The sequence below is a fragment of the Martinezella lusitana genome (assembly GCF_010668395.1).
In the GTDB taxonomy this organism is placed as follows: Bacteria; Pseudomonadota; Alphaproteobacteria; order Rhizobiales; family Rhizobiaceae; genus Rhizobium; species Rhizobium lusitanum_A.
In genome coordinates this window covers 415,941-442,231 of record NZ_WUEY01000001.1, presented here as the reverse complement: position 1 = coordinate 442,231, position 26,291 = coordinate 415,941, and the positions used below count along the sequence as shown (strand labels likewise).

Genomic DNA, 26,291 nt, shown 5'->3' with positions numbered 1-26,291 from the left:
CTCTGAGTTGGTCGCGGAAACTATTCCCTATGTAGGGCGTAAATCAAGTTCACGTATCATCCAAAACGAAAAAAGCCGCTCGCGAAAACGGGCGAGCGGCTTTCTGAATGACACGGAATTATGTCAGCCGCGCAACTCCTTGCGCAGGATCTTGCCGACATTCGATTTCGGCAGCTCGGTGCGGAATTCGATGAAGCGCGGGCGTTTGTAGTTGGTCAGGTTTGCAGCACAATGGGCCTTGACGTCGGCCTCGGTCAGGGCCGGGTCCTTCTTGACGATGAAGAGCTTCACCGCCTCGCCGGAATGCGGGTCCGGAACGCCGATCGCCGCCGCCTCCAGGACGCCCGGATGCATGACGGCGACTTCCTCGATCTCGTTCGGATAGACGTTGAAGCCCGAGACCAGGATCATGTCCTTCTTGCGGTCGACGATCTTGGTGTAGCCGCGCTCGTCCATGAAGCCCATGTCGCCGCTGCGGAAGAAACCGTCCGGCGTCATCACGCGTGCGGTTTCGGCCGGCTGCTTCCAGTAGCCGGCCATCACCTGCGGCCCGCGGATGCAGATCTCGCCGACTTCCCCGAGCGGCAGCGAGTTGCCGTTCTCGTCGCGAATGTCGAAATCGGTGCCTGTGATCGGCAGGCCGATGGTGCCGGAGAATTCGGAGCTGTCGAAGCGGTTGGCGCTTGCGACCGGCGAGGTCTCGGAAAGGCCGTAGCCCTCGGTGATCCAGGCCCCCGTCATCTTCTGCCAGCGCTCGGCCACCGGCCGCTGAACCGCCATGCCGCCGGCAAGCGTTGCGGTGTTGGAAAGATCGAGCTTGCTGAAATCGGGATTGTTCATCAGGGCGTTGAACAGCGTGTTCAGGCCGGGGAACATGTCGAACTTGTATTTGCCCAGCTCCTTGATGAAGGCCGGTATGTCGCGCGGGTTGGCAATGAGCACGTTGTGGCCGCCGAGCGACATGCCCATCAGCGAATTCACCGTCAGCGCGAAGATGTGGTAAAGCGGCAGCGCGCAGACGAACGTCAGCTGCTCGGGCCGCGGCTTGTTGATGTAGGCGGATTGCAGCCAGAGCAGCAGTTGCTGCTGGTTGGCGAGCAGATTGGAATGCGTGAGGATGGCGCCCTTGGCAACGCCGGTCGTGCCGCCGGTATATTGCAGGAAGGCGATATCGCTGCCGGTGAGCCCGGCCGGTCTCAGCGGCAGGCGCGCGCCCTCGGAGACCACGCCCTTGAAATTGCGATGCCCGGGAATGGACCATGCCGGCACGAGCTTCTTCACCTTGCGGACGATGAAGTTGACGATGTGGCCCTTGATGCCGAGCATGTCGCCGAGCGCGGTGACGACGACATGGCGCACATCCGTATGCGCCAGAACCTGCTCCACCGTATGGGCGAAGTTTTCAAGAACGAAGATCGCCTTGGCGCCGCAATCGCGCAGCTGGTGCTCGAGCTCGCGCGGCGTATAGAGCGGATTGACGTTGACGACGACTAGGCCGGCCCGAAGGATCCCATAGGTGGTGACCGGGTTTTGCAGCACGTTCGGCATCATGACGGCGACGCGGTCGCCCTTCTGAAGGCCGAGGCTCTGCAGCCAGGCTGCGATCTTGCGCGTCTGGGTGTCGAGGTCGCGATAGGTGATGGATTTGCCCATGCTGGTGAAGGCGACCCGGTCCGCATAGCGCGCGCAGCTTTCCTCCAGCAGTTCGACGAGTGACGCATGCTCCAGCGGCGGCAACTCGGCCGGTACGATGTCCGGATAGGAGGCAAGCCATATTTTCTTGACCTGCGGCCTATCCGATGGAGCGGAGACTGAATTCATGCGCACTTCCTCCTTTACGCATCATCACCACGCCCCGCCGTCTTGAGCGGCGGATATGTAAACTGTCACCGCCCGATCGAAAAGTCTCCCGCTTTTCGCATCGCCGCGGTTGTTGCTCTCAACTAAATCATCGAAGCGTGACAAATGCTACAATAACCTTGACGTAAACGTCAATAATTGTCGCGCGCTCACGTTTTTTTACAGTTTTGAAAAAAGTGCTGGAACTTTTGCGATAACGGAGCGTTAATAGGTCCATGGGCGTAAACCCATCGGAGCATCGTACTGCCCCAAAGAGCAGGTCGGACGCTCCATAGTTTATGTGACGCGTATCCAAAAGGAGGTGCGCATATGCATAAAGAGAGTGCCGATTTTTCGGGTCGTGACCTTTACATCAAGGACATGTCGATGCTGGTTGCCTGTGACCGCGTCGAAGGCTCCAGGGTATTCGGTTCGGACGGCAAGCAGATTGGTCATATTGAGCGCCTGATGCTCGAGAAAAGTGACGGACGCATCGCTTTCGTCATTTTGAGTTTCGGCGGCTTTTTCGGCATCGGCCAGGATCATTACCGGCTGCCGTGGGAAAAGCTGCGCTACGATGCCCGCATCGACGGCTATCGCGTCAGCATGACCAAGAACGACGTTGAAAAAGCACGCCGCTTCGCCAGCAAGGATGAACACGACCACAAGGATCATGGTCACAAGACCCATGATTATTTTGGCGTGCCTCCCTACTGGATGTGAGCGCACGGAGGGAGCCGCTAGGGTAAGCCCCGCCGGAGCGGGGCATTGCTTTGTTGGGCTCTATTGAAACCGCCCGTGTCTTTGCACGACCTCGATCTTGTAGCCATCGGGGTCGGTGACGAAGAAGAGCAGCGCGAAGAGCTTTCCATCTCGATTGAGTTCGACGATCTTGCCGGGATTGAGCCCCAGTTCCGTCATGCGCGCATGTTCGTCGCGCAGTTCCGCAACGGAGACCGCGAGGTGGCCGTAGGCGTCGCCAGGCGCGTAAGGCTCGGTGCGGCCCTGATTGACGGTCAATTCCAGTTCGAAGCCGGTCTCGGCATTGCTGAGATAGATCAGCGTGAAGGTTTCGAAAGCGACGCGGTCGGCCACTTTCAGCCCGAAAGCTCTGTCGTAGAATTCGGTCGAGCGCGCCTCGTCGAGCACGCGGATCATCGAGTGAATCATCTTGGCCATCGGCGTCTCCATCGATCGTCTGAACACATCATCGAAAGCAAATGCCATTGCCGGCCGAGCAAGGCAAGCGCACGTAAAATTGCTCCGTCCGTATTCAAGTGCAGATCGGAGGTTTCTGAATTCCGATCGATCTGCTTAACTCCCGGCGCTCAAGTTTGCAACCAAAGGGGGAGAAATCATGTACTACGCCATTTTGGCCTATCATGAGGAAGATATCGTGGAATCCTGGAGCGAGGAGGAGGACGCCGCGCTCATGAGCGAGCTGCTCGAGATCAACGACCGCATGGTTGCGCGGAGGTCGCTGGGCCCGGCGGTGCGTCTCGGCGCGACCCAGAATGCCGTCACCTTGCGCGGGAAGGGCGCGGGGCTGGTCATCGATGGGCCGTTTGCCGAAACCAAGGAACAGCTGCTAGGCTTTTACGTCGTCGATTTTCCGACCATCGAGGGAGCCATCGAAGCGGCGCGCGAATTGCGGCGCGCCAATCCTACCGCCGTTTATGAAATCAGGCCGGTCTCGCTCTACGTGCCCGGCGCATCGCTGCCCTATGGCGAGGGCAACTGACGCGCCGATTATCCGCGCTGCTAGCGGCCCGGAGAGGCTGCAACGGATCTCCGATCCTAATGGGATTGAAGGCCGATCTTGCTTGTGACGCCGCGCTCGATCGTCTCCATGGCGTCATAGATCAGCACCGCCATCAGGCCGACGATCAGGCCTCCCTGCAGGATGAAGGCGGTGTTGTCATTGATCAGCCCGGCGATGATGACCTCGCCCAGCCCCTTGGCGGCGACCGTAGAGCCGATCGTCGCCGTGCCGATATTGATGACGGTCGCGATTTTTAGTCCTTCGATAATCAAGGGCAGGGCGAGCGGCAGCTCGACGCGGAACAGGCGCTGCCAGCCGTTCATGCCCATGCCGTCGGCGGCATCGAGCACCGAGGCTGGCACCTGCTGCAACCCGGCGACCGTATTTTCAAAGATCGGCAACAGGGCGTAGAGGAAAAGTGCGATCAGCGTCGGCACTGCGCCGAAGCCGGTGGTCGAGATGGCGAGCGCCAGCACGGCGACAGGCGGAAAGGTCTGGCCGGCATTGGCGATTGCCCGCGACAGCGGCAGGAAATCGGCGCCGACCGGCCGCGTGACGAAGATGCCGCCGAGAACGGCCAGGATGCCGCTCGCGACGATCGAGACGAGGATCAGTTCGAGATGGCTGAGCGCGAGGCTCGGCAAACTGTTCTGCGTATAGATCGGCGACGCACCGAATTTGGTCAGCGGGGCGAGCACCGGCGTCAGCCATTCCGGGCGAAACAACATCACCAGCAGCAGCGCGAGCGCCAGAACACGGAAGAGGTTGGCGGCGACAAATCTCATGCTTTGCGGCCCAGTTCGATCAGATGCTGGATCGAGATCGAGCCGACGGGCATCTTGCGCTCGTCTTCGACGGTTGCCTCTTCCGCGCCCTGCCAGATCAGCTCCGCCAGGGCATCGCGCAGGTTGAGCGTCTGCGGCAGGCTGTAGCCGAGGCCGGTCCGCGGCGGCTGCATGCTCTCCTTGAGCGGCAGCAGCGACATCAGTTTCAAGGCCCGATCGGACGTGCCGGTCAGCTGCTGGACGAAGGGATCGGCGGGTTCCGTCAGGATCTTCTCGGGCTCGGAGCATTGCAGCAGCTTGCCGCCGCTCATGACGGCGATCCGGTCGCCCAGATGGAAGGCTTCGTCCATGTCGTGGGTGACGAGGATGACGGTCGTGCCGAACTGCTTCTGGATGGCGAGCAGGTCGTCCTGTGCCTTGCCGCGGATGACGGGATCGAGCGCGCCGAAGGGCTCGTCCATCAAAAGCACTTCCGGTTCGGCGGCAAGCGCGCGTGCAACGCCGACGCGCTGCTGCTGGCCGCCGGAAAGCTGGCTCGGATATTTGCCGGCAAAGGTGCCGGGGTCGAGATGAAAGAGATTGAGGAGTTCTTCGACACGTTGGGCGATACGCGCCTTTTCCCAGCCGAGCAGCTCGGGGACTGTGGCGATATTCTGCGCGACCGTGCGATGCGGAAACAGCCCGTGCCCCTGAATGGCATAGCCGATACGGCGGCGAAGCTCGGTCGCCGGCACGTTCATGACATCCTCGCCGCCGACGGAGATGTGGCCCTGCGATATCGGCACCAACCGGTTGATCATGCGCATCAGCGTCGACTTGCCGGAGCCGGACGTGCCGACGATGACGGTGATCGTGCCCTTTTCCATGCTCATGCTGACATTGTCGACCACGGTGGCGCTGCCATAGCGCTTGGTGACGCCCTTGAGCTCGATCATGTTGGTCATGCGCGTTGTCCCCGAATGCTGTCGATGACCGCATCGAGGATGACGGCCGATGAGAAAGCGAGAAAGACCGTCGGCACCGCGCCGAGCAGCACAAGGTCATTGGCCGTCTGGCCGATACCCTGGAAGATGAAGAGGCCGAAGCCGCCGCCGCCGATAAGCGCCGCCACGGTGACGAGCCCGATCGCCTGCACCAGGACGATGCGGATGCCGGTGAGGATTACCGGAAAGGCGAGGGGCAGGTCGATGCCGGTCAGGATCTGCCGGCGCGTCAGGCCCATGCCGGCGGCGGAATCGCGCACGGAGGGATCGACGCCGGCCAGGCCGACGACGGTATTGGCGACGACCGGCAGCAGCGAATAGATCACCAGCGCCACCAGCGCCGGCGCCACGCCGATGCCCTGGATGCCGATCTGGGCTGCAAAAGGCACATGGGCGGCAATATAGCCGAGCGGCAGCATCAGGATGCCGAACAGCGCCAGGCTCGGTATGGTCTGCACCAGGCTCAGCGCGCGCAGCACCACGGCGCGGGCCCTCGGCTGCCAGTAGCAGAAGATGCCGAGCGGCAGCGCAAGCACGATGGCGATCGCAACGGAGCCGAGGGAAAGGAAGACATGGCCGAGCGCCTCATGCCAGAACTTGTCGGCATTGTTGGCGTATTCCTTCATGATCGAGAGATTGTCGAGCAGGCCGGAACGCAGCACGGCGAACAGCAGGGCGGCATAGACCGCGAGTGCGGCGACCCGCAGCCAGGGCGTCAGCCGCAATTTTACCAGCGCATCCGAAATCATCAGTCCCACCACGGCAATCAAGACCCAGAAGCAGCCGCCGGGCGTAATGCGCGCGACTGTGCTGCCCGTCGGCGTCGCGGCGGTCGAAACCAGGCCGAGCGTGACGATGAGCATGGCGATCGCGAGCGTGGCGATGCCGAGGCGGATGACCTGGTTGTGAAGGAAAAGCGCGGCAAGCGCTGCGGCTACCAAGAGGACGACCAGGCATATCGCGGCCGGCTGGCCGAGAAGCTGGGTAAGCAGTTGAGGCTTGCCGGCGGCAATGCGGTTTGCCTTGACGATGATGAACGGCATCCAGGCCACGGCCAGCGCGCCGCCCGCCACCAGCACCACTCCGAGACGGTCCACTCTGCGGACCGCTAGCGCATCTTCCATTAGGCAAGCTCCGTCAGCGCATGAGCCCAAAATTTGAGGCGGGTTCGGACAAGACCATGCCCATTCGAATGCCCCGGCGGCCCCACTCTATCAAAATGGAGCCGCAGGAGCAGCGACAAAGCCTTACTTCAGGAAGCCATTGTCCTTGAGGTAGGATTCGGCAACAGCCTTGGCCGGCTCGCCGTCGACCTGGATGCGGCCGTTCAGCTTGCGCAGCACGTCGGCGGTCAGGCCCTTGAAGATCGGCGCCAGAACCTCTTCGATCTTCGGGTTGGCCTTCAGCACGGCCTCGCGGATGATCGGCGTCGGGGCGTAGACCGGCTGCACGCTCTTGTCGTCTTCGAGCACGGTCAGCTCGGCGGCTTCGATGGCGCCGTCGGTGCCGTAGACCATCGCGGTGTTGACACCGTTGGTCTGGTCGGCCGCGGCCTTGATCGTCGCTGCCGTATCGCCGCCCGAAAGCACGACTTCCTGATCCGGCTTCACCTTGAAGCTATAGGTCGTCTCGAAGGCCGGCAGGGCAGCCGGAGAGTTGACGAATTCGGACGAGGCGGCAAGCTTGACCGCACCGCCACCTGCAACCCACTTGCCGAAGTCGGACATGGACTTCAGCTTGGCCGGGCCGGCAACATCGTTGCGCACGGCGATCGCCCAGGTGTTGTTGGCCGGCGATGGCGTCAGCCAGACGATCTTGTTGGCGTCGTAGTCCAGCTTCTTGGCAAGGTCATAGCCCTGCTGCAGGTTCTTCCAGGCCGCATCGTCGGCCTTGTTGAAGAAGAAGCCGGCATTGCCGGTATATTCGGCATAGATGTCGATCTCGCCTGCGGTGATCGCCTTGCGAAGAACCGGCGTCGTGCCGAGCGCGATGCGATCCTGCGCCTTGATGCCGTTGGCATTCAGCGCGGCGAGGATGATGTTGCCGAGCAACGTGCCCTCGGTATCGATCTTGGAGGAGACGACGACGTCGGCGGCGTTGGCGCCGCTGGCAAGGAGAGCCGTCAGCGTGGCGGCAAGTGCAAGCTTCTTAAGCATGATGTTTCCCTTTGTACCCCGTTAAACCTTTGTTTTGCATGTTCGTGCCGCCTCAAGGCGCAGTCCGTACAGGCAAGCTTCGAGTGGGCCGGTGGCCCACAGGCGAATTGGTGGCCGCATCAGGCACGTAGCTCATCGCGAAAAATCGATGTCGCTTCGGATTCCCGTTGCAGTCGCGCGATTATGACGAGCGTACTCGACATTCGCGCGAAATTGGATTTCTTTTTTCGGGGGCAAGTGCGTTTGTTTTTGTTCCCCTTACCCGTTTGGCGCTCTTCCGATCTCATTTTTACCGTTGGATCAGTTAGGCGACCGGGAAACGATAGCGGCCGCTTTCAGGCTTAGGGATATCTTTTTTCGAGAACACGTCATATCGTCGGGATATCGTTGATATTGCTGCGGCCGCGACAGGACGCATGCTGCGGGCAAAAGGGATTGCGGTTTGTATCTCGGTGCATTGTTCATAGCCGACATGGTGTTTTCCGTCGGCTCGGTGCGGGAGACCGCGCGCCGGCTTTCTTTTTCGGCATCGACAGTCTCGAGCGCCCTGCGCCGGCTTGAAACCGAGCTTGCTCTGAAGCTTGTCGAGCGTGCGTCCGGCGAGCTTGCGACCCTGCTCGCAAGCTCGAAGGTACAGAAGGGGCTTCAGCCCATACTCGGCTGCATCCGCCGGCTTTCGGTCCTAGTGAAGGAGCCGCCGGCACCGCAGGACTATGATCAGTGGGCCGCGCGCCTGCCGTTGAAGATCGCCACCATCGAACGTTTTCTCGAGGTCGCCGATCAGGGCAGCATCAATCGCGCCGCCCGCCGCCTGCGGCTGGGCCAGCCGCAACTCTCGCTGCAGATCGCCAATCTGGAGGAGCTTTTCGGATGCCGTCTCTTCGTGCGGCAGGCGCAGGGCTCTGTGTTGACCGAAGCCGGGCAGGAGGTACACGCCATTCTCGCCGCCATCGCACAGGCCTGGGACGAGATGAAGGCGGCGGCGGATGAGCGCTTTCAGCGGACCGCGCGTGCGGTCCGCATCGGATCGATCATCCCGACGGGTTCGGAAAGCTGGGTCGCCCGCTCGCTTGCGAGCCTCGTGTCGCGCTGGAACATCGGCGGCAATCGCAACATGCTGTCGCTGATGCTGATGACGGCGGACGATCTGCGCGAGGCGCTCCGATCCGGCCGCATCGACGTCGCCATCGTCGATTCCGTCTTCGGTCTCGATGCGTTCGAACACATGGAGCTGGTGGCGACCGACATGGTGGCGATCGCACCGCTCGACAGCACGGAACAGACGCTTGCGGCCCTGGTGGAAAATCATCCGCTCTGCGTGCCGAGCCCGCGCACCGGCATCGGCAATGCCGCAACGGCCTTTGGCTACGATAGCCGCGATCGCCGCCGGTTTCGCGGGCGCGACATCACCTCGGCCGATTCCTTGCCCGTCATCGTCGATCTCGTCGCCAATCACGGCTACGTCTCGTTTCTCGGCCGTGTCAGCGCCCTGCCGATCGCCGACAAGGTTCGCATCGTCGATCCGGACGAGCTCCTGCCGCTCTCCTACTATCTCGCCCATAATGGCCGCAAAGCCTCGGTCGAGGCCTGCCGGCTCATCCAGCAGGCGGTGCGCGAATTGATGGGCGAAATGGGGATTGCGCAAAAGCGCTTGCCGTCCCGCGGCTAACGGAACTATCGTGAGTCGCTCGCGTTTAGGTGAGTTAGGTTAGTCCGGGCGTACGCAGCCGGGGGGCTCGTTCGGCACCCAAGGAGACCATAGATGAAAGTTCTTGCAACGGCGCTCGTCGCATTAGGCATTATTACTCTACCCGTTACCTACGCCGAGGCGCGTGATCATCATCACCGCTGGCATCACCACCAGTACCACCACCATCATTATCGTTCACACCATGGCTGGCATCACCACCATGGCTGGCACGGCTCGCACCATCATCGCCCGCACAGCAAGCCGCATTTCTCGCACGCATAGTTGAGAACGGCGGACAGGCATGGAAAACGGCGCCGCTGAGCGCCGTTTTTCTGCGTGACCGGCAAGCCGTTTCGCCCTCTCATGGCGATCCGCGGGCTTTTTGACGTCCTTGACCGGCTGCCCATCGGCAGGCGGGCTGGTGTTGTCGATCCGTGCCCGGCGGGGCTGAGCGTTGCGGCGGTAACTCCCGGCCGGACTGGTGCTCGTCCGATGCTGAGATGGCTCGCAAAGTAGAGATAGCAAAGCCGCGAAAACATCTGCTATCCTGCCGCGAGCGGAACTACGGGCGGCGCTACTGCGTTATTGTATGGTCCGGACGACGCGAATGATCCGAGTCGCGCTCGCGTCCGGCATTCAAGGAGGCTGGAAATGAAAATTCTGGCAACAGCGCTTGTGGCGCTAGGCATGCTCGCACTACCGGCAACCTATGCCGAGGCGCGTTCTCACCATCATGGACATCACCACCGGGTTGTCGTCCATCGTCACCATCATTATCACCATCACTACTATCGCCCGCATTATTACCGCCCCTATTATGGCTACTACCAGCCCTATTACGGTTATTACCAACCCTACTATTCCTTCGGCTGGATCGGCGGCTTCGGTGGATATCGCCACTATCATCGCGGCTGGTACGGCGGCCGCGGATACTATCGGGGTGGATATCACGGATGGCATGGCGGCCGCGGACACTGGCGGTATCACAGCCAGCCGCATTTCTCGCATAACTGACGATATCGGCCGGTAGCAAAACGGCGCCTTCCGGCGCCGTTCGTGACAAGATCCGGATGCAATCAGATCATGCCGGCTTGAGGACGTGAACGGCGCGAGCCGCCATCAGATGCTTCACCTTCTCGCCGTAGGCGGCCATATGCGCCGAAGCCGCATGAGCCTTCAGCGCCTCCGTGCTTGCCCATTTCTCGACCACGACGAACGTGTCGGCTCCAAAGGCCGGATCGGCGCCGTCGACATCCACGACGGCGGTATATTCGATGCAGCCGTCCTCGGCATGAACGGCCGGAACATTCGCCTGGAAAGCTTCGAGCACTTCGGCGCGCTTGCCGGGCAAGGCGGTGAGGATGGCGAGAACGTGAATCATGAGGATGTCCTTAAAACGATAGACAATAGGAATGGAGAATACCGGATGCCGCCAATGGCGCGGCCGGCTTCGATCATTATCATGGAAAGAGGCTAGCCGAGCGGCGAACTTCAACTTTATCGATCACCGCCGGATCCCTGCAAGATCGGCCGGGATCACATCCGGTTGATGTGTTTCGGATCCAGCGATCCGCTCAGCAGGTGGCTCACGGCAAGAAGGTTACCCTGCAGGCGGCCGCGCCGGTCGATATAGGGCGGCGGCTTGACGGAGCCGACGAGGTTCGAGGCGATATTGCCGCCCATCAGCTTCAGCGCCCATTTCAGCGACACGGAGCGCTTCTTGACGAGATAGAGCGGGTTGGCGACCTGCGAATATCCCAGACGCAGGCCCGACGTGCGGCCGGCCTTGACGCCGAGATGCACGCCGCGCAGGCGATTGAACTTGACGAGCTTGCCATAGGGGCGCAGCCGGCGGCACAGGTCCACATCCTCCTGCCAGGCGTAGAGCGGCAGATCTTCGTCGAAATAGATGCGATTGGCCACGATCGGCCGCAGGCGGAAAATCATGTTGCAGCCATAGGCGTTGTGCGCGGCCTCGATGACCGGAATGGGATCGGGGTCGGCATCGGCCGCCAGCGCCTCGTCCGCTTCGTCCACCGTCAGGCCCGGTCCGAGAATGCCGTCGCGGATGACCTCGCCGGTCGCAACGACAATCTCTTCGTCGGTCTCGAACAGCGCTTCCGTCTCGGCGAGATAATTTGCCGCCGGAAAGAAATCGTCATCGAAGAAGACAAGCACGTCCATGCCGGCGGCAGCGTCGATGATCGCATTGCGCTGCGGGCAGCTTCCCTGCAGCGACGAGACCACGGTCACCGGAAACGGCGCCGAACGCAGGCGCGCCATATCGATATCGTCTGCCTTGGCCGGGCAGAGGAACAGATGATCCGGCCTGCGCTCCTGCCTGGCCAGCCTGTCGATCATGGCGGCCAATATCGTCTTGCGACCGCATGTCGCCACCCCAACGGCAATCTTCATGATGCATCCCCCAGAATGTTATGCCGGAATGCACAAAACCATCGAAATCTGAATCTTTGGTTGTATTAATCGCGCGGATTCAACGCATTGCGCGCAAAGGCATCATGGAAGTCACAACCGGCATGGCTCCCTGGTCAAAGGAGGCTCGGAAAAGAGGCATGCGGTAGCGAACAAGGCCCTCGCGAACGCTCGGCCGTGTGCATAGGCCCGAATGCCTGACGCAAGCCATGAATGCCAAGACTGCCGGCATCCACGATTTCAAAACAGGCTGCCGATACGGCCCGGAGTGAAATCAGCCTCGAAGGTGCCAGCCGCAAATGCAGACGCGCGATTCAAGATTTCAGTACAAGACCGGGATGCCGCACACGCAGCTCGGTTTGCACCATACGGAAAATGCGCGGCTGCTGCCCAATCGCGGCGAACTCCTGTATCGCCTGCCGCATGGTGGCGTCTGCGCCGAGATCGGCGCGGCCTTCGGCGACTTCACCGGCGAGATCCTCGAAAAGAATGCGCCACGGGAGCTTTACCTGATCGATGCGTGGGATACGCCCCGCTATCAGGAGGGCCTGGAACAGATCAGGACGAAATTCAGGGGCGCGGTGGACAGCGGACGCCTGCGCATCGTCCAGGGCTATTCGACGGTCAGGCTTGCCGAGTTTCCCAACAGCTTCTTCGACTGGGTCTATATCGACACCAATCACAGCTATGAGACGACCCTGGAAGAGCTATCGATCAGCCACTTCAAGGTCAAGCAGGACGGCCGCATCACCGGCCACGACTTCTGCACCGGCAACGTCATCGACGCCATTCCCTACGGCGTGGTCGAAGCCTGCACCAAGTTCTGCAAGGATTTCCACTGGCAGTTCGAATACATGACCCTGGAATCCCACGGGCACTTTTCGTTTTCGCTGAAGCGGCTCTAAGCAGCTTCGTGCTCTTGCCTTCGCAAGCGTTGCAGCGCCAGCCTGTCGCGGGGGACCGCGCATCACCACGCTGAATGCCGCCCCCGACGTCAGCGATGCTCAGTTATCGAAGATGAATATGTCGCCTTCCTGCAAAGCTGCAACGAAAGCCTCTCTGGCTTTCTCCGCGTCGAGCTTGCCGTCATGAGCGTCCGACAGCGCCTTCCTGGCGGCGTTATAGGCCTGCCCATCTTCAAGCGTCGGCCACTCGCTCACCATGTATTCCGTGGCGCGTTCCGCATTCGAGATCACCAGCCGGTCGCCTGTCTTTCGGGTCTCGACGATGACAGGCTTGCTCCACCATTGGGCCATGAGTTTTCTCCTTCCCGCCGTCAACGTGCCGCCGGCCGGATTGTTCCCGAACGGGTCCTGGCGGAGACCGCATCGTCAGGACAGCAGGGGAACTCCCGCTTCGACGGCAGCGGCAATGAAGGCAACGCGCGCTTCCTCGGGTGGCCGCTCGCCGCGTTGAACGTCTATGCAGATGAGCAATGCCGACAGAAAGCAGTCGCCTTCCTCCGACGGCCAGTCATCGAGAAGCGTCTTCCAGACTTCGTCGGCCGTCCCGACGGATTTCGTTTCGCCGGAATGGCTGCGAATGACGCGGATTGGAGAAAAGCGCCGCACGGTGTTCATGGTCGAAGACTCCGCCAAAGCAGAGGCCGTTCTGAGCCTTTTGCCATGAAGGATGCATTTAACTTTTTTAATCCGCCGGCATGCTTTTGGGCATATGCGATCAAAACTCGCCGGCAAACCTGAAATATTCGATTTGAGGGCAGGGTGATGTCATCGACGAAACGTTGAAGCTAATTCATTCGAGCCGGCGTCACGATGTGCTGGTTGGGACAATCACGCCCGGTTTCGCCGGGGCCACATGGTTTCGGTCTCGGCTGCCGTGGCTTGGTGAAATCGTGAGGTTCAAACTTCACGGTTATGGTGTTGCCGCTCGTAGCCTTGAAGTCGCCACCTGCCGTAAGCCCGACATTTGTCAGCCCCACGTTTATCTCGCCGTTCGCGTCTTTTACGACGTTGATAGCCATTTTGAAGGTATTTCCGTCGCCTTCAGCGTTCTTCTTCAGGTGAAGGCAAACATCGCTTTGATCATCGCCCGACTGAAGCGCGGCGGCCCATAGGTTGATCATTGAAACCGCGAGCGGTGCGGAACGCAATTGACGCAGATCGAATGGCTGCGGGTAGGGGCTGGGTACGACCGTTTCTGCAATCTCAAATGTTTGGGTATCGGTGGTATCGACCGAAGCGCCGGCCTTTCCTCCTATTGTCGCATTCCCTGCGGCCGGTATAGGCGACAAAGAAAGTCCCACGCTGGCACTGCCTTCGGAGGTGGAGACAAGCTCCATTTGAACCGAGACGATGTCAAAGCCAATCAGGCCGTTTCCGCAGACCTTCGATTTGGAATTCCGTAGAATTCTCGAGTATCCGTACTTCGAGGATTGATATGATGTATATACACTTATCTGACGTTTTACCTCCGCTATCACTTTGTAGATATCGGATTGTGGTATTGCGTTCAGTTTCGCGAAAGAGCTACTGGCGCACCCGGTGAATAGTGACGCCACCACGAGCGATAATGCCAGCAGAATTCCCCTCATCGCCAGCCTCTTCCGGTTTGATTTCAAGTTCTATTATTATTCCATAGTAAATTATGGCGCGAGAAGCGCAATAGACTTGAATTTGCTGAAATAGACACTTCGAAGCCGGCTGAAATATCGCTGCGCAGGTTGCTTGGGCGCGTTCTTACCTCACAGAAATCAATACGAAATTCGCTTCGAGCGCGGACCGGATGCTTCGTTGGGCGTCGGGCCAAAAGGTCGAAGGCACGGGATGAATTTCAGACGGCACTTAAACGGCATCCGTCTCGGGGAGAGCCGTGCCTTTCGGCAGCGAGGCTTATGTCATCGGTCCTCTTATGAGTGATGATCAGATGATGCCTGGTCATCGGCGCTGCCACCGATCCCGAAGCCACCGCCCACGCCTCCACCCATGCCTCCGCCCATGCCCATGCCGCCGCTTCCCCCGCCTCCCCCTTGCTTTGAGCCCTCTTTCCCGCGCTCTCCCTTGCCGCGAGCGCCGGAAGCCGCCGGCCGTGCGGGCCCCTGCATGGGAATCGCAAGATCAGTTGGAATTGGGCCGATGTCCAATGCTTCACGAATGAAAGAGCGGAGCGAAACGACAAGATCACCTGTCTGAACCGGGCGTCCTGCAATCAACTCCCGCACGACATGTTCAGCCAGGCGGACCTGTTCTTCCGTCCCGAGGAGAATGATATCCGACAGAGCTGCCTCAACCTCGTCACGGATGCGCCGCCTGCGCTCGGATCCGGGAACGCTTTCGATCTCCACCTCGGGATCGGTTGGCGCTTCTCGGCGCAAATCACGCAAATGGGCCGGATCGACGGTCAGATCGCCGGTGAACGATCCGCCAAGTGTCTTGTAAGCAGCAATCAGCGTGCGCAGGCGCTCATTGATTTGGCGGTTCATGCGTTCGCGGCGCTGCTGGATTGTGACCATCATCAAAAGACGGACGCCGATGCTGATCAACGTGAACAGCGCCAAACCGACCAGCGTCAGGAGCAGGCTCTGCCATGAGCTGAAATCAAGATTGCGCACGCCATCCCTCCAATAGATCGGAGGATCATTATCAAAAGCAATGCGAAAAGCGAGTCCGGCAACTTGCCTGTAACTGCTGTTGATACGCCCTTGTCACGATCAACATGCCGATGAGTTCCGATAGGTTATCGGCACTCGGGAATGCGAGGGATTTTTGAACGCTATCGATGTGTGAAGGGTAGACAAAAAGGCGGCGCAGAAAATTAGAGTTATCTAATTTGAATTAATTTCCAAATTCTTGCTTGAAAATAGTGGTGCCGCTTACGTGACTCGAACACGTGACCCCATCATTACGAATGATGTGCTCTACCGACTGAGCTAAAGCGGCATTCTGCGGAGCATTCGGTTCGGCTCCGCGATTTGCATGGCGCTGATACAGTCTATGCGCCCAGATTTCAAGCGCTCAAATCGCCAATTGGCAAAAAAGCGAGAGGCCTGTGAAAAAAGAACCGTTCTCCGCCCCGCTCTAAAGTGCCAGCCGGGCGCGCGCCTGCCTGTATTCGGCCTCCAGCCTGTCGATGAGTGCGGAGACGGGCTGGATGGATTTGACGGCGCCGATGCCCTGGCCGGAGCCCCAGATATCCTTCCAGGCCTTCACGCCGGTCGTGGCGGCTTCGAAATCCATTTTCGAAGGGTCGGCTTCCGGCAGGTTGTCGGGATCCAGTCCGGCGGCGCGGATGGAGGGTTTCAGATAGTTGCCGTGGACGCCGGTGAAATAGTTGGAATAGACGATATCGCCGGCGCTTCCCTCGACGATCGCCTGCTTGTAGGCGTCCGCCGCGCGGGCTTCTTCCGTCGCGATGAAGGGAGAGCCGATATAGGCGAGGTCGGCGCCGGCTGCCTGGGCTGCGAGGATGGCGCCGCCGGTCGAAATCGCGCCCGCCAGCAGCAGCGGGCCATCGAACCATTCGCGGATTTCCTGGACGAGCGCGAAGGGCGAAAGCTGGCCCGCATGGCCGCCCGCACCGGCGGCCACGGCGATCAGCCCGTCCGCGCCCTTGCGGATTGCCGAGTTGGCATGGCGGTTGTTGATGATATCGTGCAGCACGATGCCGCCATAGGAATGCACGGCCGCATTCACCTCGGGCACGGCGCCAAGCGAGGAGATGACGATCGGCACCTTGTATTTCACGCAGAGCGTCAGATCGTGTTCCAGCCGCTTGTTCGACGCATGAACGATCTGATTGACCGCAAATGGCGCTGCCGGCCGCTCGGGATTTGCGGCATTATATGCGGCGAGATCCTCGGTGATCATGGCGAGCCATTCGTCGAGCTGGCTTTCGGGACGCGCGTTCAGGGCGGGAAAGGAGCCGACCACGCCGGCCTTGCATTGCGCCAGCGTCAGCGCCGGGTGCGAGATGATGAAAAGCGGCGAAGCCACGACCGGCAGGCGCAGATGCTCGGTGAGGATGGAGGGGAGGGCCATGAACATCATCCCTTTGACGTTTACGAAAACGTCAAAGGGATAGCAGATGCGCATCGCGAGGGGAAGTGGCGAGATGCCGAGCGGAGTTGCGGGCGCAGCGTCGGGGAAGAGCCGGCTCACCGCTATCGCAATTGCGTCGTCTTTGCTGTTTATCCCCTCCCGAGTGCCTGCGGCTCCTGCCGAAGACTTGCGTAATGCGAAACTCGGCGTTACCGAATCCGGTTAACGAATGCTAAAAATGTGGCTGTCCTGCCGGCAGAGTATGCGAGCATGTTGCGAGTGAGAGTAAAGGACCTGATGTGAGCGGATTAGAAACGGCTATCAGAAGCGCGTTGGACCGGTCCGATCGCGCCAATCCGGAAATCCGGGCTCGCATCTATCAGTCGGCACGGCAGGCGCTGGAAGCCGGCCTCCGCAAGCAGGACATTACCGATATCAACGTCGTCGCGGCCCAGCGCCAGCGGCTGGAAGCGACGATCCGCCAGATCGAGACCGAGGAGCGCGCCCGGCCCGCGCAGGCGGCGCCGAACTCGCCGGAGCCTGCCGCCCCGCAGGTTTCTCCTGCGGCATCCCGGCCGGAAGCCGTGCAGGCTTCACAGCGGCCGGAGCCGGTCATGAGCGTGCGTGGAGAGACGCGCGACCCGCCGATGTCGGCGCAGGCCGCCGCCCCAGTGGAACCGATATCGGTCGAGCCCTCGGGACGAAGTGACGATTTCGGCGACATGCACGCCGGCCCTGCCGATCATCTCGGCGCCGACAGCGATGTGCGCCCGATGGCCGAAGCGCCGGCTGCGGCGCGGTCGATGAACTTCAAGCCGGAGCGCGCCGCCGTGCGCCGCAAGCCGCGCAAGTTCTTCTCGCGCCTGCTGGTCTTCTGCATCCTGCTCGCCTTCCTCGGCGTCGGCGCATGGTGGATCAAGACCTCGGGCGTGCTGATGTCGGCGGCACAAAGGGATACGAGCGTGCCCAACCCGCCGGCCCATGTCGATTCCCAGGATTTCAGCGGCAACGGCAACGACGACGACACGTCGGATGAGGACGACAACAGCGGTCCGGTCAATCCGGGCCTGGCGACCATCGACCCGCAGAACAGCTTCTCCGAAGAGTGGATTGAGGTGCTGAAGCCCACGGACGCGCCGAAGGTGACGACAGGCCCGCAGTCGAAGGCCGAAAATGTCTCCGAGAACGAAGGGCCGGCCGTGCGGCTGACCTCGCTCAGCAGCGGCTCGGACGGCAACGGCTCGGTCGAGGTGCCGGCCAATGTGCTGCAGCAGATGGCAGGCAAGGCATCGACGATCGCGCTGACATTGCAGTCCACCTCGGATGCGCCGACGCAGATCACCGTGGAATGCGATTTCGGCTCGCTCGGCCGCTGCGGGCGTCATCGCTTCACGGTCAGCCGCCAGAAGACGGATGCGCTTTTCCAGGTCCAGTTCGATCGCTCGCTGGCGCCGACCAGCGCGGGCCATCTCATCATCAACAGCGATGTCGATGGCAAGGCCCGCGGCGTCAATGTCTACGCCATCCGCGTTCTGCCCGGACAATAAGCCCGGGCAGTGCGGAGTTAACTCAGAATATCCGATCCCTGGCCCAGGATTTTCTCGTCGATCTTGCCGATGGCGTTCTTGTCCTTGCCGTCATAATCGAGCGTCAGCAGAATGTGACGGATGAGGTTGAGGCGCGCTCGCCGCTTGTCGTTGGCGCGGACGACCGTCCAGGGCGCGTAGTCGGTATGCGTGTCCTTCAGCATGCGATCGCGCTTTTCGCTGTAGTCCTTCCATTTCGACAAAGCGGCGATATCCATCGAGGAAAGCTTCCAGACGGCGCGCGGATCGTGGCAGCGGTCATGGAAACGCTTCAGCTGCATCTCCCGGCCGATATCGAGGTAGAACTTGAAGAAATAGATGCCGTCCTGGACGATCAGCTTTTCCATCTGCGGCGCCTGCTTCAGGAATTGCTCGTACTGTTTCGGCGTGCAGAAGCCCATGACCGGCTCGACGCCGGCGCGGTTGTACCATGAACGGTCGAACAGCACGAACTCGCCCGCGGTCGGGAACCGGGCGACATAGCGCTGGAAATACCATTGCCCCGCCTCGCGGTCGGTCGGCTTCGTCAGCGCCACGACGCGCGCCAGACGAGGGTTCATATGGGCTGAGGTCGCGGCGATCGAGCCGCCCTTGCCGGCGGCGTCGCGGCCTTCGAATAGCGCCATCACCCGCTTGCCTGTCGCCTGCAACCAGAACTGCACTTTGATGAGCTCGATCTGCAGCGCCTTCAGCTCGTCCTGGTAATCGCCTTCCTTGAGCTTCTTCTTGTAGGGGTAGCCGCCGGAGGTCAGGGCCTCCTCGTCGATCCAGCCTGGCAGCACGGGATCGTCGACGTCGAATATGTGCTTGACGCCGTGGATATCCAGCTCCACCGCACGGCTTTCTGCTTGTGCTCCCATATATCGGCTCCTCGGCTGTTTACGCCCCGTTAACTCTGCCGCGCGGCCGCGACAAAAAGCTCATGAAGGAAATTGGAGCTTTTGTTCAATGGTTTCAACTCCTTTGTCGCCTTCCTCATTTGCCGGCTACATTTATTATTGTCAGTTACGCGCTTCTGTGGATAGAGCCGAATACTTCTGTCATGAATCGCGGATAAGACGCGGAATCCAGCATTCCATCATGGTAGGCGAAGGGACGGGCGCAGTTGGAAGACGAATGGTCATTTGTCAGGAAATTGGCAGTGCGGTTGCGGCAGGAGAGCGCCGTTCTGATCTTGGCGACGCTGATTGCCGCGCTCGCCCTCATCGAGGGCATCAACACCGGTGCCGTGTTCTGGATCTGGGCCATCGTCGTGATCGTAACGCTGCTTCGTCCGCCGCTGGTGGAGCGGGTGGTGGTGCCGTCGCGGGCCGAGCCGGCGCCCGTCGATCCGCAGGCTTTGCTGGGTACCGCTTTCGCGGGACTGGCGGCGCTTGACATGCCGGTGCTCATCATCGACCGCGAGGCATCCGTGCTGGTGCAGAATGCCGCTGTCGAAAAGGCCTTCGGCGCGTTTCCGATCGGCGCCCATATCTCTTCGAAGCTGCGCTCGCCCGGCCTTCTCGACATGGTGCGCGAGACCTTCGCCACCAATCTGCCGAATCAGATCGAGCATTCCGAGCGCCTGCCTTCGGAGCGGGTCTATATCGTCCGCATCGCGCCGATCGACCTTCCGCAGATCGAGAAGGAAGAGGATGCCCTTTTCCTGCTGTCGTTCCGGGACATATCGGAGCTGCGTCACATCGACCGCATGCGGTCCGATTTCGTCGCGAATGCCAGCCATGAATTGCGCACGCCGCTCGCATCGCTGCGCGGCTTCATCGAAACCATCCAGGGTCCCGCCAAGTCCGACGCGAAAGCGCAGCAGCGCTTTCTCGGCATCATGCTCGACCAGACGACGCGCATGAGCAGGCTGGTCGACGATCTGCTGTCGCTGTCCCGGCTGGAACTGAAATCGCACATCGCGCCGGATCAGAAGGTCGATCTCGTGCCCTTGCTCGGCCATGTCCGCGACTCGCTTCTGCCGCTCGCCGGCGATCTCGATGTCGCGATCGATCTGCATCTGCCGGCGGGCAAGGTCGAAGTGCTGGGCGATCGCGACGAGCTTGTGCAGGTCTTCGAAAACCTGATCGAGAATGCCTGCAAATATGGCCAGGAAGGCAAGGCGGTGGAGGTCTCGCTGCTGAACGAGCCGGGCCAGGCCGTCGAGGTCGTCATCTCCGACAAGGGCCCGGGGATTCCCGCAGAACATGTGCCGCGCCTGACCGAGCGCTTCTATCGCGTTAACGTTGAGGACAGCCGATCCAAGAAAGGGACCGGCCTCGGGCTTGCCATCGTCAAGCACATCCTGACCCGCCATCGCGCAAGACTGATCGTCAAGTCCGAAGTCGGCAAGGGAACGGACTTTACGGTGCGCTTCTGAAAGCCGTTGTGAATCGCCCATTTTGCTTGCGATTTATGCAAGCGATTTCAACCGGATGGACTGTCATAATTGTTTCACTCGCCTGACATAAAAGGGCGGTGCTTTGGCCGGTAAGAAAGAAGCGCTGAAACAGGCGGATGCGCCGCCCGTCATCGTGCTCTTAAAGCCCGTCAGGGAGGATTCTTCATGAACGCGTTGAAATTGTCTATTCTCGCGCTGGTCGCATCGGCTGCCTTCGGTGGCGCCGCCGTCGCCCGCGAGCAGATTCAGATTTCCGGTTCTTCCACTGTATTCCCCTATGCCAAGATCGTTGCCGAAACCTTCGGCGAGACCTACACCAACTTCAAGACGCCCATCGTCGAATCCGGCGGCTCCGGTGCCGGCCTCAAGGAGTTCTGCAAGGGCGTCGGCACGGATTCCATCGACATCGCCAATTCCTCGCGGCCGATCAAGAATAGCGAGATCGATGCCTGCAAGGCGGCGGGTGTCGCCGATATCCAGCAGGTCAAGATCGGCTATGACGGCATCGTCTTCGCTTTCGACAAAAGCAATCCGGACATAAAGTTCGTGCCTGCCGATCTCTACAAGGCGCTGGCCGCCGAGGTGGTGGTGGACGGCAAGCTGGTCGCCAATCCCTACAGGAAATGGTCCGAGATCAATCCGTCGCTGCCGGATTTCGAGATCGCGGCCTATATTCCGGGTGAGAAGCACGGCACGCGCGAGGTTTTCGAAGAGAAGGTGCTCGCTGCCGGCTGCAAAGATTCGGGCGCGCTCGATGTCATCAAGGCCAGCGTCCAGGATGCCGATCAGCAGACGAAGACATGCATTGCCGTGCGCAAGGATGGCCTGGCCGTCGATATCGACGGCGACTATCCCGAGACGCTGGCACGCATCAATGCCAACAAGCACGGCGTCGGCGTTTTCGGCCTGTATTTCTATCAGAACAACGCCGACAGGCTGAAGGTCGCCACGGTCAGCGGCATCGTGCCGTCGGGTCAGACGATCGCCGACGGCACCTATCCGGTGTCGCGGCCGCTGTTCTTCTACGTCAAGAAGGCCCATCTGGGTGTCATCCCGGGGCTCAAGGAATATGTCGATTTCTTCACGAGCGATCAGATGATCGGACCGGACAGCCCGCTGGCGGAATACGGCCTTGTGCCTGCTCCGGACGGCGAGCGCGACCAGATCCGCAAGGACTTCGCTGACGGGAAGATCATGTGAGTGCGTAAGGATTGAACGCCGGCGCAGCATCTTGCCGTGCCGGCGTTCGCCGGGGAATGGGAATGAGTATATCGCTGCTGCTGCTCTGCCTGTCGGTCATCGGCGCCCTTGCATTCGTGCTGGGGCGGGCGAGGGCGGCTGCGCTGTCGGGCGGCAGGCTCTCGTCCATGCATTCGCGGCTCGGCTATCACGGCGCCTATGCCGCCATCTGGGCGGTGCTTCCGGCGCTCGCCCTGGTCTGCGTCTGGCTGATCGTCAGTCCGGAAATCATCGACCGCCTGGTGGTGAAATCCTTCCCCGAAGAGGTGAAGTCCCTGCCGCCGGCCGAACTCAATCTCAGCTACGGCATGGTGCGCAGTATCGCCCACGGCATGCGCCTGCTCGATGACGAGGAGCTTGGCGAAGTTGCCGCCGGCACGGCCGATCTGCAATTGCTGCTGGTGCGCAAGGGTGTGCCGCTTGCCGTTCGCCCGACGGGCTATATGATCGACGCGGCCAACAAATATAATGGCATGCGCGAAGTCAGCCGGATGGTGATGTCCGCATCGGCGATCCTCCTGTCGTTGCTGTGCGCGGTTTACGGTTTGCGCGCCATCGCTCCGCGGTTTCGCGCTCGCAACCGTGTCGAACAGGTCATTCTCGGCGCCCTCGTCATCGCTTCGTCGATTGCCGTGCTGACGACGGTCGGGATCGTCATTTCGATGCTTTCGGAAGCGGCGCGCTTCTTCGGCGTGGTCCCTGCGAGCGAATTCTTTTTCGGCACGGTCTGGGATCCGCGCTTCGCCGCGGCCGGCGCTCAGACCTCCGGAACCTTCGGTCTCATCCCTCTGCTGGCCGGTACGATCTATATCGGCTTCGTCGCCATGCTTTTCGCCGTGCCCATCGGCTTGTTCGCCGCGATCTACATGGCCGAATATGCCTCGGCGCGGGTGCGTTCCGTCGCCAAGCCGATGCTGGAGGTTCTGGCCGGCATTCCGACGATCGTCTATGGCTTCTTTGCCCTCGTGACGGTCGGGCCTTTCCTGAGGGACATCTCGGCCGACATCAACGGCCTGGTGACGGGAAGCTATACGAGCTTCATCGAGGCGCAGAGCGTGCTGACGGCCGGCTTCGTCATGGGCGTCATGCTCATCCCTTACGTTTCCTCGCTGTCGGACGATATCATCATGGCCGTGCCGCGCTCGCTTCGCGACGGTTCGCTCGGCCTTGGCGCCACGCGCTCGGAGACGGTCAAGCGCGTCCTGTTGCCGGCAGCTCTTCCGGGCATCGTCGGCGCGCTGCTGATGACCGCCTCGCGAGCCATCGGCGAGACGATGATCGTGGTGCTGGCCGCCGGCGTCGCCGCCCGCATGCAGTTCGATCCCTTCGAGCCGATGACGACCGTGACCGTGAAGATCGTCAACCAGCTGACCGGCGACCTTGAGTTCACCTCGCCGCAGACGCTCGTCGCCTTCGCGCTCGGCATCACGCTGTTCTGCCTGACGCTGTGCCTTAACGTCTATGCCCTCTACATCGTCCGCCGCTACAGGGAGCAATACGAATGAGCGACGTCGTATCCTCCCCGTCGCAGAACATGCCGCGCGGGCTGACGCCGGGCGCTCCGGCGCGGCGCGATATCGGCATCAGGCGCCGCTATGCAGCCGAGCGCCGCTTTCGCGCCTACGGATTTACCGCCGTCATCTTCGGTCTGGTATTCCTTGCCATCCTCGTCTCGACGGTGGTCCGCAACGGCTACACCGCCTTCGTTCAAACCTCGATCACCCTGCCGATCGAATTCAGCGAGAAGACGATCGATCCGGCGGGTAAGCGCGCCAGCGATCCGAATGTGCTGATATCGGCCAACTATCCGGTCCTGGTGCGGGATGCCCTCGTAAAGGCGCTCGGTATCGATCCCGCCAATCGCGCGCTCGTGCGCGCGGCAACGGCAATGGTGTCCGACAACGCCAGGATCGTGCTTCGCGACAGGGTGGCGGCCAACCCGTCCATCATCGGAACGACGCAGAACGTCACCTTCCTTGCCAGCGCCAACATCGATTCCGCCAACAAGGGCCAGGTCGACCTGACCGTCGACGAGAAGGACCGCAAGGTGTCCGATCAACAGGTCGCCTGGATGAAGCAGCTCGGCGAAAGCGGCGCCCTCTACGAGGCTTTCAACAGCGGCCTCTTCCTGTCGGGCAATTCGAGCCGGCCCGAGGCCGCAGGCCTTGGCGTCGCTCTGATCGGCTCGCTCTATCTGATGCTGACCGTGCTCGCGCTCGCTCTGCCCGTCGGTGTCGCGGCCTCGATCTATCTGGAGGAATTCGCGCCGAAGAACCGGCTGACGGATCTGATCGAGGTCAACATCAACAACCTCGCCGCCGTGCCGTCGATCGTCTACGGCCTGCTGGGCCTCTCGGTCTTCATCAACACGATGGGGCTGCCGCGCTCGGCATCGCTGGTCGGCGGGCTGGTGCTCAGCCTGATGACGCTGCCGATGATCATCATCGCCACGCGCTCCGCATTGCGGGCCGTGCCGCCGTCGATCCGCAGCGCCGCGCTCGGCCTCGGCGCGTCGCGCATGCAGATGGTCTTCCATCACGTCCTGCCGCTTGCCATGCCCGGCATCCTGACGGGCACCATTCTCGGGCTTGCCCATGCGCTCGGCGAGACGGCGCCGCTGCTGCTGATCGGCATGGTCGCCTTCGTCGCCAACTATCCGACATCGCCTCTCGATCCTTCGACGGCGCTGCCGGTGCAGATCTACATGTGGGCGAGCGAAGCCGAGCGTGCCTTCGTCGAAAGAACGTCCGGGGCCATCATCGTCCTGCTCTTCTTCCTCGTCGCGATGAACATCGGCGCGATCCTGCTGCGCCGCCGCTTCGAGCGGCGTTGGTAAGGGAGGGCCGTGGGATGAACATGATGACGGAAGCCGCAAGCGAAAGAGCATTGACCAGGAAGATGACGATGATCCCTTACAAGATGATCGGCCAGGACGTTTCGGTCTTTTATGGCGACAAGCGCGCGCTCTTCGACGTCAACCTCAAGATCCGCGCCAATACGGTCACGGCCCTGATCGGCCCTTCCGGCTGCGGCAAGTCCACCTTCCTGCGTTGCCTCAACCGCATGAACGATACGATCGAAACCTGCCGCGTCACCGGCAAGATCACGCTCGACGATCAGGACGTCTATGACGACAGCATCGACGTGGTGGAATTGCGCGCCCGGGTCGGCATGGTTTTTCAGAAGCCCAACCCGTTTCCGAAGTCGATCTACGAAAACGTCGCCTACGGACCGCGCATCCATGGCCTGCACCGTTCCAAGGCCGATCTCGATCATATCGTCGAGACCAGCCTGCAGAAGGCGGGCCTGTGGGGCGAGGTCAAGGACAGGCTCTACGACGCCGGCACGAGCCTTTCGGGCGGGCAGCAGCAGCGCCTGTGCATCGCCCGCGCCGTTGCCGTCAGCCCGGAGGTCATCCTGATGGACGAGCCGTGTTCCGCGCTCGATCCAATCGCAACCGCAAAGGTCGAGGATCTCATTCATGAGCTGCGGGAAAATTTCACGATCGTCATCGTGACGCATTCCATGCAGCAGGCAGCCCGCGTTTCGCAACGCACCGCAATGTTCCATCTCGGCCACCTGGTTGAGGAGAACGATACCGATAAGATGTTCACCAATCCCGACGATTACCGCACGCAGGATTACATCATGGGCCGTTTTGGTTGATGATGCTGCGCGCGCGGCTCCTTTCACACAGTTCACCTTGAGGATAGAAAAATGGTCTCCACTCACATTCTCTCTGCCTATGACGAAGACCTGAAGTTCCTGACGCGCCGCATTGCCGAAATGGGCGGCCTAGCCGAGCAGATGGTCAGCGACAGCGTCCGCGCACTGGTCAACAGCGACGCCGCTCTTGCCCAGAAGGTCATCTCGGACGACGTCGTTCTCGACCATGCGGAGCGCGAGATCGGCGACAAGGCGATCGTCACCATCGCTCGCCGTCAGCCGATGGCCGCCGACCTGCGCGAGATCATGGGTTCGATCCGCATCGCCTCCGATCTGGAGCGCGTCGGCGACCTTGGCAAGAACACCGCCAAGCGCGTCATCGCCGTGCAGGGCACCGGCGTTCCGCGTCGTCTCGCCCGCGGCATCGAGCATCTCTCCGAACTGGCGCTGAGCCAGCTGAAGGAAGTTCTGGACGTCTATGCGACCCGTTCGCCCGACAAGGCCGTCTCGATCCGCGAGCGGGACGAGGAAATCGACGCCATGTACACCTCGCTCTTCCGCGAGATGCTGACCTACATGATGGAAGATCCGCGCAACATCACCACCTGCACGCATCTTCTCTTCTGCGCGAAGAACATCGAGCGCATCGGCGACCATGCCACCAACATCGCCGAGACGATCTACTACATGGCGACCGGTGCCCAGCCCGAAGGCGAGCGCCCGAAGGACGATACCGCCAATACCGTCGGCGCGGTGACGGAATAATCTGGAA

The 26,291-nt window shown here is 61.1% G+C and carries 27 protein-coding genes and 1 tRNA gene; 13 read left to right on the top strand and 15 right to left on the bottom strand.

The genetic code is table 11. The annotated features are described in order from the left end of the window. Positions 1-123 precede the first annotated feature (123 nt). Positions 124-1,821 (bottom strand): long-chain fatty acid--CoA ligase, encoded by a 1,698-nt coding sequence (locus GR212_RS02140; RefSeq protein WP_163984803.1) that lies wholly within the window; start codon positions 1,819-1,821, stop codon positions 124-126. Positions 1,822-2,169: 348 nt separating this feature from the next. Here GR212_RS02140 and GR212_RS02135 point away from each other — a divergent pair, with 348 nt between their 5' ends. Continuing rightward, positions 2,170-2,562 (top strand): PRC-barrel domain-containing protein, encoded by a 393-nt coding sequence (locus tag GR212_RS02135; RefSeq protein WP_163984802.1) that lies wholly within the window; start codon positions 2,170-2,172, stop codon positions 2,560-2,562. A 60-nt stretch (positions 2,563-2,622) separates the two neighbouring features. Here the strand turns inward: GR212_RS02135 and GR212_RS02130 are convergent, their stop codons facing one another. Continuing rightward, positions 2,623-3,018 (bottom strand): VOC family protein, encoded by a 396-nt coding sequence (locus GR212_RS02130; protein ID WP_163984801.1) that lies wholly within the window; start codon positions 3,016-3,018, stop codon positions 2,623-2,625. Between the two features lie 178 nt (positions 3,019-3,196). Between GR212_RS02130 and GR212_RS02125 the strand changes: the two genes are divergently transcribed. Beyond that, on the top strand, positions 3,197-3,580 hold the full coding sequence (locus GR212_RS02125) for a YciI family protein (protein ID WP_163984800.1): 384 nt from the start codon (positions 3,197-3,199) through the stop codon (positions 3,578-3,580). 56 nt (positions 3,581-3,636) lie between these two features. Here GR212_RS02125 and GR212_RS02120 read toward each other — a convergent pair whose 3' ends face one another. The 4 genes from GR212_RS02120 to osmF form a co-directional block, all read right to left on the bottom strand. Then, complete coding sequence (locus GR212_RS02120; protein WP_163984799.1) at positions 3,637-4,386, bottom strand: ABC transporter permease; 750 nt, start codon at positions 4,384-4,386, stop codon at positions 3,637-3,639. Next, positions 4,383-5,330: an ABC transporter ATP-binding protein gene (locus GR212_RS02115; protein WP_163984798.1), complete on the bottom strand. Its 948-nt coding sequence runs from the start codon at positions 5,328-5,330 to the stop codon at positions 4,383-4,385. Before GR212_RS02115 ends, GR212_RS02120 begins: the two co-directional genes overlap by 4 nt. After that, positions 5,327-6,493 (bottom strand): ABC transporter permease, encoded by a 1,167-nt coding sequence (locus GR212_RS02110; RefSeq protein WP_163984797.1) that lies wholly within the window; start codon positions 6,491-6,493, stop codon positions 5,327-5,329. Before GR212_RS02110 ends, GR212_RS02115 begins: the two co-directional genes overlap by 4 nt. A gap of 123 nt (positions 6,494-6,616) precedes the next feature. Further along, positions 6,617-7,525 carry a glycine betaine ABC transporter substrate-binding protein OsmF gene (osmF, locus tag GR212_RS02105; protein ID WP_163984796.1) on the bottom strand — a complete coding sequence of 303 codons (909 nt, stop codon included), beginning with the start codon at positions 7,523-7,525 and terminating at the stop codon, positions 6,617-6,619. A 442-nt stretch (positions 7,526-7,967) separates the two neighbouring features. Here osmF and GR212_RS02100 point away from each other — a divergent pair, with 442 nt between their 5' ends. The 3 genes from GR212_RS02100 (at position 7,968) to GR212_RS02090 (ending at position 10,229) form a co-directional block, all read left to right on the top strand. Then, positions 7,968-9,194, top strand: coding sequence for a LysR family transcriptional regulator (locus GR212_RS02100; RefSeq protein ID WP_163984795.1), 1,227 nt, complete (start codon positions 7,968-7,970; stop codon positions 9,192-9,194). A gap of 93 nt (positions 9,195-9,287) precedes the next feature. Further along, on the top strand, positions 9,288-9,497 hold the full coding sequence (locus GR212_RS02095) for a hypothetical protein (RefSeq protein WP_163984794.1): 210 nt from the start codon (positions 9,288-9,290) through the stop codon (positions 9,495-9,497). Positions 9,498-9,866: 369 nt separating this feature from the next. Continuing rightward, complete coding sequence (locus GR212_RS02090) at positions 9,867-10,229, top strand: hypothetical protein (RefSeq protein WP_163984793.1); 363 nt, start codon at positions 9,867-9,869, stop codon at positions 10,227-10,229. A gap of 67 nt (positions 10,230-10,296) precedes the next feature. On the opposite strand, the gene GR212_RS02085 is transcribed toward GR212_RS02090, so the two are convergent. Together GR212_RS02085 and GR212_RS02080 are read right to left on the bottom strand one after the other, a co-directional pair. Then, on the bottom strand, positions 10,297-10,596 hold the full coding sequence (locus tag GR212_RS02085) for a putative quinol monooxygenase (protein ID WP_163984792.1): 300 nt from the start codon (positions 10,594-10,596) through the stop codon (positions 10,297-10,299). Between the two features lie 155 nt (positions 10,597-10,751). Beyond that, the gene (locus GR212_RS02080; protein ID WP_163984791.1) at positions 10,752-11,630 is read right to left on the bottom strand and encodes a glycosyltransferase family 2 protein; all 879 of its coding nucleotides are present in this window, start codon (positions 11,628-11,630) and stop codon (positions 10,752-10,754) included. 317 nt (positions 11,631-11,947) lie between these two features. Between GR212_RS02080 and GR212_RS02075 the strand changes: the two genes are divergently transcribed. Continuing rightward, positions 11,948-12,553, top strand: a complete 606-nt coding sequence (locus GR212_RS02075) for a class I SAM-dependent methyltransferase (RefSeq protein ID WP_163984790.1) — start codon at positions 11,948-11,950, stop codon at positions 12,551-12,553. 99 nt (positions 12,554-12,652) lie between these two features. Here the strand turns inward: GR212_RS02075 and GR212_RS02070 are convergent, their stop codons facing one another. From GR212_RS02070 to GR212_RS02045, 6 genes are all read right to left on the bottom strand, one after another. After that, a complete protein-coding gene (locus GR212_RS02070) occupies positions 12,653-12,904 on the bottom strand; it encodes a DUF982 domain-containing protein (RefSeq protein WP_163984789.1) in 252 nt (83 codons plus the stop codon). Positions 12,905-12,979: 75 nt separating this feature from the next. Beyond that, positions 12,980-13,228, bottom strand: a complete 249-nt coding sequence (locus tag GR212_RS02065) for a DUF982 domain-containing protein (protein WP_163984788.1) — start codon at positions 13,226-13,228, stop codon at positions 12,980-12,982. A gap of 170 nt (positions 13,229-13,398) precedes the next feature. Next, positions 13,399-14,202 (bottom strand): hypothetical protein, encoded by an 804-nt coding sequence (locus GR212_RS02060; protein ID WP_163984787.1) that lies wholly within the window; start codon positions 14,200-14,202, stop codon positions 13,399-13,401. Positions 14,203-14,517: 315 nt separating this feature from the next. Further along, entirely contained in the window at positions 14,518-15,219 is a 702-nt protein-coding gene (locus GR212_RS02055) for a hypothetical protein (RefSeq protein ID WP_163984786.1), read from the bottom strand. A gap of 252 nt (positions 15,220-15,471) precedes the next feature. After that, positions 15,472-15,547: transfer RNA gene (locus tag GR212_RS02050), tRNA-Thr, on the bottom strand. A 138-nt stretch (positions 15,548-15,685) separates the two neighbouring features. Further along, the gene (locus GR212_RS02045; protein ID WP_163984785.1) at positions 15,686-16,645 is read right to left on the bottom strand and encodes an NAD(P)H-dependent flavin oxidoreductase; all 960 of its coding nucleotides are present in this window, start codon (positions 16,643-16,645) and stop codon (positions 15,686-15,688) included. Between the two features lie 299 nt (positions 16,646-16,944). On the opposite strand from GR212_RS02045, the gene GR212_RS02040 reads away from it, so the two are divergent. Then, a complete protein-coding gene (locus GR212_RS02040; protein ID WP_163984784.1) occupies positions 16,945-18,192 on the top strand; it encodes a hypothetical protein in 1,248 nt (415 codons plus the stop codon). Between the two features lie 17 nt (positions 18,193-18,209). Here GR212_RS02040 and ppk2 read toward each other — a convergent pair whose 3' ends face one another. Next, a complete protein-coding gene (ppk2, locus tag GR212_RS02035; protein WP_163984783.1) occupies positions 18,210-19,091 on the bottom strand; it encodes a polyphosphate kinase 2 in 882 nt (293 codons plus the stop codon). Positions 19,092-19,366: 275 nt separating this feature from the next. On the opposite strand from ppk2, the gene phoR reads away from it, so the two are divergent. The 6 genes from phoR to phoU all read left to right on the top strand — a co-directional run bounded on the left by phoR (position 19,367) and on the right by phoU (position 26,284). After that, positions 19,367-20,593 (top strand): phosphate regulon sensor histidine kinase PhoR, encoded by a 1,227-nt coding sequence (phoR, locus tag GR212_RS02030; RefSeq protein WP_348643427.1) that lies wholly within the window; start codon positions 19,367-19,369, stop codon positions 20,591-20,593. Positions 20,594-20,779: 186 nt separating this feature from the next. Beyond that, positions 20,780-21,814 (top strand): PstS family phosphate ABC transporter substrate-binding protein, encoded by a 1,035-nt coding sequence (locus GR212_RS02025; RefSeq protein ID WP_163984781.1) that lies wholly within the window; start codon positions 20,780-20,782, stop codon positions 21,812-21,814. Positions 21,815-21,876: 62 nt separating this feature from the next. Beyond that, on the top strand, positions 21,877-23,358 hold the full coding sequence (pstC, locus tag GR212_RS02020) for a phosphate ABC transporter permease subunit PstC (protein WP_163984780.1): 1,482 nt from the start codon (positions 21,877-21,879) through the stop codon (positions 23,356-23,358). Next, complete coding sequence (gene pstA, locus GR212_RS02015) at positions 23,355-24,689, top strand: phosphate ABC transporter permease PstA (RefSeq protein ID WP_163984779.1); 1,335 nt, start codon at positions 23,355-23,357, stop codon at positions 24,687-24,689. Before pstC ends, pstA begins: the two co-directional genes overlap by 4 nt. A 14-nt stretch (positions 24,690-24,703) precedes the next feature. After that, positions 24,704-25,519 carry a phosphate ABC transporter ATP-binding protein PstB gene (pstB, locus tag GR212_RS02010; RefSeq protein ID WP_163984778.1) on the top strand — a complete coding sequence of 272 codons (816 nt, stop codon included), beginning with the start codon at positions 24,704-24,706 and terminating at the stop codon, positions 25,517-25,519. A 51-nt stretch (positions 25,520-25,570) separates the two neighbouring features. After that, entirely contained in the window at positions 25,571-26,284 is a 714-nt protein-coding gene (gene phoU, locus GR212_RS02005; RefSeq protein WP_163984777.1) for a phosphate signaling complex protein PhoU, read from the top strand. Positions 26,285-26,291 lie beyond the last annotated feature (7 nt).